Source organism: Paenibacillus sp. BIC5C1, from assembly GCF_032399705.1.
Taxonomy (GTDB): Bacteria; Bacillota; Bacilli; order Paenibacillales; family Paenibacillaceae; genus Paenibacillus; species Paenibacillus taichungensis_A.
In genome coordinates this window covers 4,544,131-4,557,216 of the sequence record NZ_CP135922.1, presented here as the reverse complement: position 1 = coordinate 4,557,216, position 13,086 = coordinate 4,544,131, and the positions used below count along the sequence as shown (strand labels likewise).

10 protein-coding genes are annotated in these 13,086 nt (G+C 44.8%); 8 read left to right on the top strand and 2 right to left on the bottom strand.

Translation table 11 applies throughout. The features are described from left to right. Positions 1–141: 141 nt before the first annotated feature. Both RS891_RS20155 and RS891_RS20150 read left to right on the top strand, forming a co-directional pair. Positions 142–1,788, top strand: coding sequence for an ABC transporter substrate-binding protein (locus RS891_RS20155; RefSeq protein ID WP_315793011.1), 1,647 nt, complete (start codon positions 142–144; stop codon positions 1,786–1,788). Between the two features lie 48 nt (positions 1,789–1,836). Next, a complete protein-coding gene (locus RS891_RS20150) occupies positions 1,837–2,658 on the top strand; it encodes a carbon-nitrogen family hydrolase (protein WP_315793010.1) in 822 nt (273 codons plus the stop codon). 494 nt (positions 2,659–3,152) lie between these two features. Here the strand turns inward: RS891_RS20150 and RS891_RS20145 are convergent, their stop codons facing one another. After that, positions 3,153–4,073 carry a LysR family transcriptional regulator gene (locus RS891_RS20145; protein WP_064636917.1) on the bottom strand — a complete coding sequence of 307 codons (921 nt, stop codon included), beginning with the start codon at positions 4,071–4,073 and terminating at the stop codon, positions 3,153–3,155. A 457-nt stretch (positions 4,074–4,530) separates the two neighbouring features. Between RS891_RS20145 and RS891_RS20140 the strand changes: the two genes are divergently transcribed. From RS891_RS20140 to leuD, 4 genes are all read left to right on the top strand, one after another. Further along, entirely contained in the window at positions 4,531–5,316 is a 786-nt protein-coding gene (locus tag RS891_RS20140) for a DeoR/GlpR family DNA-binding transcription regulator (RefSeq protein WP_181586478.1), read from the top strand. A 26-nt stretch (positions 5,317–5,342) separates the two neighbouring features. After that, a complete protein-coding gene (nagA, locus tag RS891_RS20135) occupies positions 5,343–6,485 on the top strand; it encodes an N-acetylglucosamine-6-phosphate deacetylase (RefSeq protein WP_315793009.1) in 1,143 nt (380 codons plus the stop codon). Between the two features lie 425 nt (positions 6,486–6,910). Next, positions 6,911–8,332 (top strand): 3-isopropylmalate dehydratase large subunit, encoded by a 1,422-nt coding sequence (leuC, locus tag RS891_RS20130; protein ID WP_113051991.1) that lies wholly within the window; start codon positions 6,911–6,913, stop codon positions 8,330–8,332. 32 nt (positions 8,333–8,364) lie between these two features. Then, positions 8,365–8,967: a 3-isopropylmalate dehydratase small subunit gene (gene leuD / locus RS891_RS20125; RefSeq protein ID WP_113051992.1), complete on the top strand. Its 603-nt coding sequence runs from the start codon at positions 8,365–8,367 to the stop codon at positions 8,965–8,967. 132 nt (positions 8,968–9,099) lie between these two features. Here leuD and RS891_RS20120 read toward each other — a convergent pair whose 3' ends face one another. After that, positions 9,100–9,669 (bottom strand): hypothetical protein, encoded by a 570-nt coding sequence (locus RS891_RS20120; RefSeq protein ID WP_315793008.1) that lies wholly within the window; start codon positions 9,667–9,669, stop codon positions 9,100–9,102. Positions 9,670–10,003: 334 nt separating this feature from the next. Here RS891_RS20120 and RS891_RS20115 point away from each other — a divergent pair, with 334 nt between their 5' ends. Both RS891_RS20115 and RS891_RS20110 read left to right on the top strand, forming a co-directional pair. Next, entirely contained in the window at positions 10,004–11,410 is a 1,407-nt protein-coding gene (locus RS891_RS20115) for an N-acetylmuramoyl-L-alanine amidase family protein (RefSeq protein ID WP_315793007.1), read from the top strand. A 258-nt stretch (positions 11,411–11,668) separates the two neighbouring features. Next, on the top strand, positions 11,669–13,081 hold the full coding sequence (locus RS891_RS20110) for an N-acetylmuramoyl-L-alanine amidase family protein (RefSeq protein WP_113051994.1): 1,413 nt from the start codon (positions 11,669–11,671) through the stop codon (positions 13,079–13,081). Positions 13,082–13,086: the final 5 nt, after the last annotated feature.

Here is a 13,086-nt window from a genome sequence, read left to right as displayed (position 1 = left end):
AAAGAGCCTTCAACATTTCGTTGAAAGCTCTTTTTTGTGCTGATTACAGCGAGATCTGGATTAATGACAAAAGCTCGCTTATAATCAGTTCATACATATAGAATGATAATCATTCTCATTTTAAAAACGAGGTGAACCATCATGCAGGCTTTGAATGGCGATGCGGGGGGGGTATATTTTTCAGCATTTATGTTTCGACTGGATCATCTGGAACAACGAATTGAACAACCAGAACAGGTGATGCTGGAAGTGGCATGCGATAAACATACATTTTTGATCTGTGAAGAAGGGGAAGGTCGAATATATATAGGGCATGAACAGTTTCCCTTTACCACCGGATGTGTTTACCCGCTTTCTCCAGGCGAGGGATATCAGATTGAACATGGAAATCGATTGGAATTGAAATATATGGTGATATCATTTGATGTTATTCATGTGTTGACGGGAGATCCTGAGCAGTATACGCGTCCTGTATTCGAACACAGAAATCAATTGAACGGTTATCCTTATGCCCAGTTGAGTGGGCTGTTGGAGCAATTGTATGCCATTCGGGATTATCAAACAGATGCCGAATACAGCCATTTGAATGCACAGTTTCAGAGATGGATGGAGATGGTCATCACCCGGTACACTTCACCAAAAACGGAGCAGAGTATGGAATCCAGACTACACAGTACAATTCAATATGTAGAAGACCATTACGCTGAGGAAATCACAGTAACGAAACTGGCCCGTCTTGCAGATATCCGACCAGTGCAATATACAAACTTGTTTAGACAATTAACAGGCCACAGGCCGCTTGATTATGTGAACCATGTACGAATTAAACATGCTAAGGATTGGCTGCGTAAATCCGATGAACCGCTTCGGGATATAGCAACCCGGGTCGGCTTTAAGGATGAGTATTATTTTAGCAGGCGTTTTCGTCAAATGACCGGATTATCGCCTCGTCAATATGACCGATCTATTCAGCAACAAACACTGGTTCAGGATTGGTTGGGTCATGATGTGAATATTCCGGCACAGCCCGAGCGAATTATGTTTTATGGTGATTTCGGCGGAGATTTGCAAGTGCTGGGCATTTGTTTATTAGGAGATCAGTCATATGACGCAGTTGCCCCGGTTAATGTGGAAGAGGCAGTCCGGATGAGACCAGACCTGATCATTTTCGACAGTACTAACAAACAGCAATATGAGCAATTTTCCAGAATTGCACCCACACTGGCATACAACTCTCACGCAACGCTGGAAGATCGAATTTGCAGGGTGGGAAGCTGGTTTGGCAAGCAATCAGAGGCTGAACAATGGCTCTCCTCCTATCAGGAACGTATGGAAAAGATGTGGATGAAGATTCATGCCTCAATTGAACCGGGGGGAACGGCTTCTGTATTCACGTATCATCGGGGAGCACGATTATTTGTTATGGGCAATATTGGTCTGACCTCGCTCTTGTATCATCCGATGGGGTTCAGGCCCGTTGCGAAAGTGAAGGAGGCGCTTGTCGCGGGCAGAGCGTATAAGGAAATTTCGTCAGAAGCGATTCGTCAGTATGCCGGTGACCATATATTTATCTTGCTTCCTGAAGAGGTGATTGCACGACAGGCGACAGAGAAGTTGATGCAGGGTCCTAGCTGGCGAGCACTTCCAGCCGTGCAGAAGGAGCAGGTGTACGTAGTGGAGGAAACAACATGGAATGTAGGCGATGCAATGACGAGCAACCGATTGTTAACATTGCTGCCCGAGTTATTATGCAGGAGTTCAGAACGAAAACAGGTTGCAGATGTTTGAATGATCAAGCTATGATTACAGGTATTACGGTTCAGAGGAGTGCTTGTCATGACAGAACAGCAACAAAGGGAAATGCGTGTGGCCCTGATTCAGGGCGATATTCAGATCGGAGACCCTGAGGCCAACCATAAACATATGCAGTCTTTGCTCGAACGAGCGATAGAACAGGTTCCCGACCTGGGATTGGCTGTGCTGCCCGAGATGTGGAATACGGGCTATGCTTTGGAACAAATTCATGAGCTTGCTGACCCGGAGGGCGAGAAATCAAGAGAGTGGCTCGCGGCTTTTGCCCAAAAGCATCGAATCTCCATCGTTGGTGGTTCCATTGCGGAGAAACGTGACGGCCAAATCTACAATACAATGTACGCCTATAATAGTGAAGGAACTCAGGTGACACGTTACGATAAATTGCATTTGTTCCGACTGATGGATGAAGAGAAGTATTTGCAGCCTGGCGCAGAACCGGAAATATTTGAATTGGAGAACGGCCTCACCGCTGGAGCTTCGATCTGTTACGATATCCGTTTCCCTGAGCTTGCTCGAACGCTTGCCTTGAACGGAGCCAAAGCATTAATTGTCCCCGCTGAATGGCCGAACCCGCGCTTGCACCATTGGCGTACATTATTAACGGCACGGGCCATCGAGAATCAGATGTACGTAATTGCCTGCAACCGCGTAGGGAAAAGCGGAGATACCGAATTTTTCGGACATTCCCTCATTATTGATCCTTGGGGTGAAATTGTGGCTGAAGGCGGAGAAGGAGAAGAGATCGTGACCGGAGTTATCCGTCCATCGCTTGTGGATGAGGTTCGTGGCCGTATTCCGGTATTCGAAGACCGTAGACCTGGCATTTATTTTGGTAGCAAATAAAAGTATGTATTTTTCCAATAAAGTGTTTATTCATCCGGGAGGCGGGTAATGATAACTATCCCGTCACCAAGGAGGATGATCAATCAATGGACAACCATGTGAAAGATACGCTCAGGAGACTGGAACAGGAACACACTAGGGTAGATCACTTGAGGCCATTCTTAGAGAATGGGGCAGGAGGGCTATCACCCCCTGAACATTCTGTTCAGGACGAAGGCCGCCTTGTGAATCAACAGAACAGACTGACAAGTGAACGTGATTTGCGAAAATAAACCGCCAAACTTTAAATTCTCATATGTACGTTTTTACGTTAACAATTCAATGATGATTTAGCAACATTGTGCTGTAACGATGATGTACTGCTAATACCATGTAAGAACTTTATCCTGCGGATGCGGGAGACGAGTATAGAACAAAGGCTTGGCCCTTATGGGTCAAGCCTTTGTTTATTTTATTGCCATGTATAGAGCAGGGTTAATACGTTGACCGTCCAATTATTCTCCTTGAGAGAGCTCGGCAACGGTTTGTTGAAACGTATGAATGAATGCCTCCGCGGCTTTGGAGAGAACCCGTCCTTGGCGGTATGCAACTACAAGGGTACGACTGGGAGTTGGCTCAGCTAGCGGTACATAAACAGGAACAAATTCACTGCGGGGCGCGCGGGCAATAAAGCGCGGAACGAGTGTAATCCCCATACCTGTAGCCACCAATGACTGCACCGTCTCAATATTTGTACTCTCAAACACCACATTGGGGTCAAACCCCGCCTCCTCACACAGATCAAATGTAAGCTTGCGGAATCCCTGTCCTTTCTTCAGCACAACAAAGGGTTCATCGCGAAGCTCTTCCATCCGTACTGGAACTGGATGCTCCGGATCTCCTCTGCGTGCCAGCGGGTGATTTGGGGGGACAGCCAGATCAATTCGCTCTTCACCAATCGTTACATAAGATAGACTTGGCTCCTGCAATGGGAGGGATAGCAGACTTAAGTCAGCCTTGCCACTAGCCGTCAACTTTTCAAGCGTCAGCCCGGAGTCTTCCAGCAAGGTTACTTCAATCTCGGGATAGGCCTGCTGAAATGCGGGAAGCACATGCGGAAGCAGGTGAGAGCCCGTGATCGGCATGCTGCCTACAACGACTTTACCTTTCCGCAGCTGGGAAATGTCCGACATTTCCTGTCTGAGCAGCTCGACTGCATCAATAATTTTCTGAGCCTGCTCTACAAAAGTGACCCCTGCATGGGTCAACTCTACGGTGCTGGTATTACGCTGAAATAGCAGTACGCCCAGTTCCTTTTCAAGTTTGGATAGCTGCTGACTTAAAGAAGGCTGGGCAATGTGCAGCTTCTCTGCTGCCCGCGAGAAGTTCCGCTCTGCCGCGATTTGCAGCGTATATTGAAGTTGTCTGAATTCCATATCCACACGTCATTCCTTTCGTTATGCCATCATTATATCACTACAAATGAAGAAATCATTATTTTTGCTGAAACGCTTGCACTGCTTAAAAAGAGTTAATACAACACAGGCAAAACTATAACAAAAAGAACTGTCCCAAGGGAGTGAAAAGCGTGAAGTCCAATTCTGCAACGAGCATTAAAAAAAACCTATTGGGAATCCACTGGACTCAAGATCGAATTTATCTGAGTGATTTAAATCAATTTGTTAAGCAAATGGCTCCGAAATCCGTTCATTAATTTTTTCTTAGCAGTAAATCTTAACTTATGAAGACGTTAACGGATGTAAATTCATCTGGCTAACGTCTTTTTTATTGAACAGTCAGGAATAAATACTTGCACTTACTTAATATTTACTTATAATAACTTGATAAAATTAAAATAATGCTTATAATTACTTAAAAGGGGGTGCATGTATTGTGTATCAAGAGGAAAGATTGTTAAAAATACTCGAATACTTGAAACAACATCAATCGATGAGTGTTACAGATATATGTACGCTGTTTGAAGTATCAAGGGATACTGCACGAAGGGATATTGTTAGATTAGTACAAGAAGGCGTTGTGATTCGAACTCATGGGGGGCTATCGTTACCTGAGTTACAGAAAGAAATGCTGTCTTATCAGGATCGTTTGATTGATGAATCCGAGAGTAAGAAAAAAATAGGGAAGTTTGGGGCAAAACTTATCCAAGACCATGAGACTGTGATTTTAGACGTATCAACCACGGTGCAATTTGTAGCAGAACAAATTAGCGCAAAAAATTGTACGGTGGTCACGCACTCGATTGATAACGTAGGGATCTTGTCCAATCGAGAGGATCTTCAAATCTATATTCTCGGTGGTTACTTGAATGTAAAGCACCGCTTTTTATATGGTTCTTCCATTATTGATAAACTAAGTGAAATTCGTGCTGATAAAGCCTTCATTGGAGCATCGGCGATTCGGTCTGATGGACTTTATTATCCATATGAAGAAGATGCCCGGGTAAAGAAAGAAATGGCCAGAAGATCTGATCAGGTTATCGTAGTAGCCGATCACACAAAATTTATTGGCAAATCTATTCATCGGCTGGACTTTGATTTCGTTGACATTTTAGTCACAAATCTGGAACTCCCGAGTGAGATCAGAGAAGTTCTGGATCAGAAGAACATCACTGTTATTGAGTGTCAGGAAGAAAATGAAGAGGTTCGAATGCAAGACTGATAACCATCGGGAAGAGGAGGATTTTTATGGATTATATTTTGCATAATGTACAAATGACACTTCGCAATCGTATCGTTCCATCAGCCAATGTGTGGATTTCTGAAGGGAAAATCATGAGGGTAGACACAGGTGATCTTCCTACGCTAGAAGGAGAGTATGAACGGATTGATGGGAGTGGACATTTGCTAGTCCCAGGAATGATAGATGTCCATATTCACGGTGCCAATGGCTTTGATATGATGGACGGTACTGAAGAGAGTATTCAAGAAGTTTCACGCCAATGTGCTTTAACGGGGTGTACCTCATTTCTGGCTACATCTGTTAGTTCTACGATGGAGGATCTTCTGAAAATGATTCGTAGTGTCAAGCGTGTAATAGGACAAGAAGTGGGAGCAAAGATCGCAGGGATTCACTTAGAGGGACCGTATCTGAACCCGAAGCGAAAAGGAATGCAGAATGAAAAGTATTTGCGGCATCCCAACATAGAAGAAATGAAGATCATTTTCCAGGAAGCAGGGTCACTCATTAAGATGGTTACTATTGCTCCCGAGCTGCCGGGAGGAATGGACTTGATTTCCTTTTTGAAAGAACAGGGAGTAGTTATAGCGATCGCTCATTCGGATGCCACATATGAGGAAGCCAAACAAGCCTTTGCATCAGGTGCGAGTCATGTTACGCATTGTTTTAATGGCATGCGGCCGATCCATCATCGAGATCCGGGTCTGATTGTGGCTGCTTTTGAAGAGAAACATGTAAGTCTTCAAGCTATTGTGGATAATGTCCATCTGCATCCTGCTATTATTCGACTGATGCATAACCTGAAAGGACCGGAAGGAATGGTCTTGATCACAGATGCTTTACAAGCAATGGGTATGGGCGATGGGAATTATCTATTTGGAGGCCATCATGTCACGGTATCGGGTGGCATTGCAAGACTGGAGGATGATACACTGGCCTCCAGTACAGTTACCATGAATGAAGCCTTACGTTATACTGTCGAAACCGGAATTCCCTTGATAGATGCCGTACAGATGGCTTCAACTACGCCGGCCAATATTCTTGGATTTCAACAAAAGGGGGAAATTTCCGCTGGTTTCGATGCCGACCTGGTCCTATTGGATGATGAATTTAAGGTTCTCTGGACGATGGTGGGCGGTCAAATTCTATAAATCACTATTATTTGCGATTCCACAGCAAAAGCCCATTAGATAAGTCTAGTGGGCTATTTCATTCGTTTATTTATTTGTGGTTGTACTGATTTTGGACGGGATCATCTGGAGCAGGTTAGACTTGTCATCGCAGCCCTGATAATAGGGCTGTTTTTCTGTTTAACATAAAAAGCATTGACAGGGAAGAAGCTGGAACGTAGTATAAGACTTATATGATAATGATAATTGTTATCAATTGTAACCTCTGCATAGCGCAGTGGTTTATTTGCATTTCACTCATTATAGGTTAAACCTATTACATCTATAGATATTATATCTTGGAACAATGAAGGACAGGGTGATATATTTATGTCATTCAAGAGCTTCACTTTTAGATGAATATATGAGGCTCTTCCAAGGACCGAACTTATGATGAGGTGAAAATGATGAGTAAAAAAACGATGTTTGAGAAAATTTGGGAAAATCACGTGATTCATCAGGAAGAAGGCAAACCAAGCATTTTGTATATCGATCTGCATCTGGTGCATGAAGTAACATCTCCGCAGGCATTTGAAGGTCTGCGTCTGAGCGGACGTAAAGTCCGTCGCCCTGAGCTGACGTTCGCAACAATGGATCACAACGTTCCAACGAAGGATCGTTTTAACATTACGGATCCAATCTCCAAACAACAAATCGACACACTTTCACAAAACTGCCGTGACTTCGGCGTAAAACTGTATGATCTGGATACCATCGATCAAGGTGTTGTTCACGTTATGGGTCCTGAGCTCGGCTTGACTCATCCAGGTAAAACGATTGTATGTGGCGACAGTCACACGTCCACACACGGTGCATTTGGCGCACTCGCATTCGGGATCGGAACAAGTGAAGTAGAGCATGTTATGGCAACCCAATGTTTGCAGCAAGCCAAAGCCAAAACGATGGAAGTTCGGTTTGTAGGTAAACGTAACCCGGGTGTAACGGCGAAGGATATGATCCTCGCAGTCATCGCCAAATACGGTACAGACTTTGCTACTGGATATGTTATTGAATATACAGGTGAGTCGATTCGTGAACTGAGCATGGAAGAGCGTATGACCGTCTGCAACATGTCCATTGAAGGTGGAGCAAGAGCGGGCATGATTGCTCCGGATGAAACAACATTTGAATATCTGCGTGGACGTGAATACGTACCTGCTGATGGCAAATTCGATGAAGCGGTTGCTGCTTGGAAAGAGCTTGTAACTGACGAAGGTGCTGAATTTGACCGTATAGTTGAAATCGATGTGGAATCATTAATTCCGCAAGTAACTTGGGGTACTAGCCCAGGTATGGGAACCGACATTTCTTCGAAAGTTCCTGTCCCGGCTGAACTGCCAACTGAAAATGAACGTAAAGCTGCTGAAAAAGCGCTTGAATATATGGGTCTTACGCCTGGAACACCAATTTCCGAAATCCCGGTTGATTATGTATTTATCGGTTCATGCACCAATGGACGGATTGAAGATTTGCGTGCTGCTGCACAGGTAGCGAAAGGTCACACCGTATCCAGCAATGTTACAGCGATCGTTGTACCAGGCTCGGGACGTGTTAAAATTCAGGCGGAAAAAGAAGGTCTGGATAAAGTCTTCACGGAGGCTGGATTTGAATGGCGTGATGCAGGATGCAGTATGTGCCTGGCAATGAATCCGGATGTATTGAAACCAGGACAACGTTGTGCTTCGACATCCAACCGTAACTTTGAAGGACGTCAGGGACGCGGAGGACGTACTCACCTCGTATCTCCTGCAATGGCGGCTGCAGCAGCGGTTAAGGGACACTTTGTTGACGTACGTGACTGGAATTTCAAAACGGAAGCAGCTATCTAACACAGGAACGGATTGAAGGGAGAACGAATGAAATGGATGAATTCAAAACACTGCAAGGCATCGTTGCACCGGTAGATCGGGTCAATGTAGATACAGATGCAATCATTCCGAAACAATTTTTGAAACGGATCGAACGGACCGGATTTGGACAATTTTTGTTCTACGAATGGCGTTTTGACGAAGAGGGCAACAATAATCCTTCTTTCGAAATGAATAAACCTCGCTACGAAGGAGCATCCATTCTGATCTCACGCGCCAACTTTGGTTGTGGATCTTCTCGTGAGCATGCACCATGGGCGATTATGGACTACGGATTCCGTTGTGTAATTGCACCATCGTATGCGGATATTTTCTATAATAACTGCTTCAAAAACGGCATTTTGCCAATCAAACTGTCGGAAGAGCAAGTAGAAGATCTGTTCCAGCGTACAGCGACTCATGCAGGTTATGAACTGAATGTCAATCTGGAAAACAAAACGATTACAGATGCACATGGATTGCATATTGACTTTGACCTGGATGAACACCGTCGTCAGTTCCTGTTGCAAGGACTGGATGATATTGGCCTGACACTCCAGCATGATGATGAAATTACAGCTTATGAACAGCGCCACGCGGCTAAATTGTTTGGTTAATCAATAAAAAATGTTGCTATTGTAGAAAGCTTCTGTCTCCAGAAAGGAACTGTGTTCCGATCCAAGAGAACAGAAGCTTTTTCTTGTACTCTCAAATGAACAAAACCGAAATAGTAAAGATATTAATCATCTTTATACATAGAATTCAAGATCTTTCTTGGCTGAATGCCTCAACACGTATTCCCCATCACTGTTCAGTTTTCTTGATGCAATTTTGATCCTAGTGTGGTCAAGCCGCGTCTCTCTGAGTACTCGCTTAATCGTTTGAATACCAAGTTTCTCATCCACAACAAAGCAGTATATATTCAAGGCGTACTGAGCGACTGGGTTTGCCGTTTTGCCCATATCATGCCCGTCTACAAACCCTAGCCCTTTCCATCCCAGTTCACTTGTCAATGTTTCACTCGCCTTATCCTTAAGCCACAGATCACGTTTGTTTCCTGCCATGCTCTTCATGGGGTATTGGACGAGCAGCATATATCCCTCCTGTTCTGAAACCTGTTCGTAGCCTTGATTTGTGAAACGCTCTAAAAAATCAATTTTGAATTCGTCCTCATCCCTATACACACCTGTGAAATCTGATTTGCTCGTTGTGCCGGAATTACCGACTGTACCGATATGCTCCACCACCTGACCTTCTTCAATCCAGTATTCCGCATATAGCAGCTTGCCGTCTGGTTCTTTCTTATATAGTGTGAGCATGCTTCTTCCTCCTTGTTTGTCAGATTTTCCGCTTATATAGCAACCTATTTTGTTCGGAATATGTATCCCATAAGGTACATTATAGAATAGAAGAGGACGAGATACATGACATCTTTGAAACGATATATCTTCATATAAAAAGGAGATCATGCACTTGAAGATGATCTTCTGTTGTCGTCTTATTTCCGACTAAATATGACAACGTTGTAACCGGATGAAGTGACAATATCTGATAAACTGATTAGTAGATTATGGAAGGGTAGATAGAGTCGAGTGTTGCATCACAGCGAATCAGGTCGAAGGTTCAAAAGACAAACAGAATGGTGGTTAATGTATGAAGAAATGGTCGGCAGCAGTCTTTGTTTTTCTGTTCCTGTGTTTATTTCCTGTCATGGCAAATGCCGATTCGTCTCCCTCGATTGTGCTGGACGGTGTGACCATTAATCAGCAGTCGGGAGCTCCGGCCGAGAATACTGGCAAGACCGTGATGGTGCCCATTCGGATCGTTTCTGAAAACCTCGGTTATCAGGTGAAATGGGAGAAAGCCACACAGACTGTTCGTATTCTCAAAGGTAACAGCAGTATCCAGATGACGGCAGGCGAAGATGCGGCCACCGTAAATGGAAATCGGGTGAGTCTCGATTCTCCACCTCTAATTAAACAAGGGACTACACTGGTTCCGTTACGTTTTGTCGGTGAAGGCATGGGTCTTCAGGTAGGATGGGACAATGGAACCAAGACAGTAAGCCTATTAAGCATTCCTCCTGTGGCAGGTAACGAGGGTGAAAATGACCCAGTGGAAGCTCCTGAACCGGAAGGTCTGTCTGAACTTCAAAGTATCAGCTTCGGCGGGGATCGTCTAATCTTGGCGACGAACGGGAAAATCACACCGAAGGTTTCCAGTCTCAGCGGACCTGATCGTATCATCGTAGACCTGCCCGGCACCACATTTGCTAAGGAGTTCATCCAGGGACAGGCTTCCAATCTGGATGGCAGCGGAACTCTTCTGGTTACGGATTCATCGCTGGTTTCCAAGGTGCGATATGCAATATTCAGCCAAACGCCTTCAACGGTGCGTGTGGTCCTTGATCTGAGTCAGGCAGCGACTGCCAAATGGTCACTGGGTGAGAACAACGTGTTGCTTGTTGACCTTGCGGCGAGTAATGGAGAGCCAACAAGTCAGCCTGCTGTACCAACCAATGATGGTAAAAAGATTGTTATTATCGATCCAGGACATGGTGGACGACAGTCGGGGGCCGTCAGTGTGACAGGCGCCTATGAGAAGGACTTTAATTTGGCTGTGGGACTCAAAGTTCAGGCACTTCTGCAACAACATACGGAGATTCAGACGGTGATTACAAGGCAGGATGATACGGAATTATCCCTGCAGCAGCGTGTAGATATTGCCCAACTGAATCAGGCGGATATTTTTGTGTCGATCCATGGAAACAAGTTTACAACTCCTGTTCCTAATGGAATTGAAACGTTGTACAGTCGTAAAGATAGCAAGGATTTGGCCGACATTTTGCACAAGCATGTGTTGCAGATTACGGGATTTAAGGATAGAGGAGTCAAAACGGCAAGTCTGCATGTAACCCGTGAATCAACGATGCCCGCAGTTCTGCTTGAACTCGGATTTCTAAGTAATCCAGCTGATGAAGCAATGATGCTGACTGAAGATTATCAGAACAAATGTGCACAGGCCATCGTAGACGGAATTGTAGAATATTTGGGTCTTTAATTTGGGCTGTGCGCAAATATGAAGGTCAGGGTAGTGCGTTGTTTCGAGATGCATAATTGATAATTAAGGAAAAAATCAGACAATAAAATGTAGAAAAAGCTTGATTTGACAACGTTTTTTTTCTGTTATGTTGGAATATATTCGCAACTTTTGAGAGTCCGAGGCGTCTAATAGGTGTCTGGTAATGCCTCAGTGGTCAGTCGGAGCTGAAGGTTCACAACATGCGGCAAAAAAATATGAGAATGGTAGGGGTGAAGGATGAAGAAGTTCGGTTTTTTGGTACTGTTATTTGTCTTTGGGCTCGTTTTCCCGGGCTATAGTCATGCAGCAGCAGATACGCACATTATCCTAGATGGGAAAGAAATTGTGCAACCTTCGGATGCCAAAGCGGAAATCATCAATAGCAGTGTGATGGTTCCGATTCGGGTTATTTCGGAGAGCCTGGGATATGGTGTGGACTGGAAACAGGCAACAAGCACCGTGACTATTAGCAAAGACAACACTGCCATGCAGATGATTGTTGGACAGAAGACGGCAACGGTGAACGGCAGTAATGTGAACCTGGATGCCCCGCCACTCGTGAAAAATGGAACCACACTTGTGCCTTTAAGGTTCATTGGTGAGCAAATGGGTCTTAAGGTGGGTTGGAACAATACAACGAAGACGGTAACATTAGTTACCCAGAATTCAGGTTCCGGAAACGGGACAACCACTCCTCCGAACTCTGGTAATGACGGTGGAGGATCTGATCAGGAGGGTCTTGTACTGGTGAACGGCATCAGCTTCAGTGACAACCGCTTTTTGATTGCAACTAGCGGAAATACGAAGCCGAACGTCTTCACGATGACAGGACCGGATCGAATCGTTATAGACTTGCCAAATACCGCATTCGCTGACTCTTTTAGTGAAGGACAAGCTTTGGACAGCAACCAGAATGGACAGCTTGTCGTGAGTGGATATCCGGATGTGTCGAAGATTCGTTATTCCTTGTACAGCAATAGTCCTTCTACTCTTCGTTTTGTCATTGATCTGACCAATGCGAAAGGTTATGACGTGCAAAGTGACTCTGGTCTGGTTATGATTGATCTGAACAAAGAAGGCACTACAACACCGCAGCCTCCTGTTGGCAACAACGGCAAAAAAGTTGTTGTTGTAGACGCTGGACATGGTAATCAGGACCCGGGAGCCATTGGTGTAACCGGCAAGAAGGAAAAAGACTTCAATCTGGCAATGGCTCTGAAAGTGGAAGCATTGCTGAAAAAAGAATCTAACATTGACGTTGTGCTTACGCGCAGCGATGATACATTTTTGGCTTTAAGTGAACGAGTGAAAATCGCAGAAAAATTAAAGGCGGATATCTTTATTTCTATTCATGCGAACAGCGGGTCTGCAGCGGCAAACGGTGTGGAGACATATTACACCCGTTCGAATAGCAAGGCATTGGCTACGGTGATGCACAAGTATCTCTTGCAATCATCTGGCCTGAAGGACCGCGGAGTAAAAACGGCAAGTCTCCACGTAACCCGTGAAACAACGATGCCGGCTGTTTTGCTGGAAGCCGGTTTCCTGAGCAATAAGAGCGATGAAGCCGCATTGTTCACTGAAAGTTTCCAGAACAGTGTAGCCAAAGGGATTGTTGCAGGGATCAAGGAGTATCTGGGAATTAAATAAGGGTT

What these genes read in the sequence shown, in the direction of transcription:
- nagA (WP_315793009.1), top strand. Translation starts at nt 5,343, where the DNA reads ATGGATTATATTTTGCATAATGTACAAATGACACTTCGCAATCGTATC.
- leuC (WP_113051991.1), top strand. Translation starts at nt 6,911, where the DNA reads ATGAGTAAAAAAACGATGTTTGAGAAAATTTGGGAAAATCACGTGATT.
- RS891_RS20115 (WP_315793007.1), top strand. Translation starts at nt 10,004, where the DNA reads ATGAAGAAATGGTCGGCAGCAGTCTTTGTTTTTCTGTTCCTGTGTTTA.
- leuD (WP_113051992.1), top strand. Translation starts at nt 8,365, where the DNA reads ATGGATGAATTCAAAACACTGCAAGGCATCGTTGCACCGGTAGATCGG.
- RS891_RS20155 (WP_315793011.1), top strand. Translation starts at nt 142, where the DNA reads ATGCAGGCTTTGAATGGCGATGCGGGGGGGGTATATTTTTCAGCATTT.
- RS891_RS20110 (WP_113051994.1), top strand. Translation starts at nt 11,669, where the DNA reads ATGAAGAAGTTCGGTTTTTTGGTACTGTTATTTGTCTTTGGGCTCGTT.
- RS891_RS20150 (WP_315793010.1), top strand. Translation starts at nt 1,837, where the DNA reads ATGACAGAACAGCAACAAAGGGAAATGCGTGTGGCCCTGATTCAGGGC.
- RS891_RS20145 (WP_064636917.1), bottom strand. Translation starts at nt 4,073, where the DNA reads ATGGAATTCAGACAACTTCAATATACGCTGCAAATCGCGGCAGAGCGG.
- RS891_RS20120 (WP_315793008.1), bottom strand. Translation starts at nt 9,669, where the DNA reads ATGCTCACACTATATAAGAAAGAACCAGACGGCAAGCTGCTATATGCG.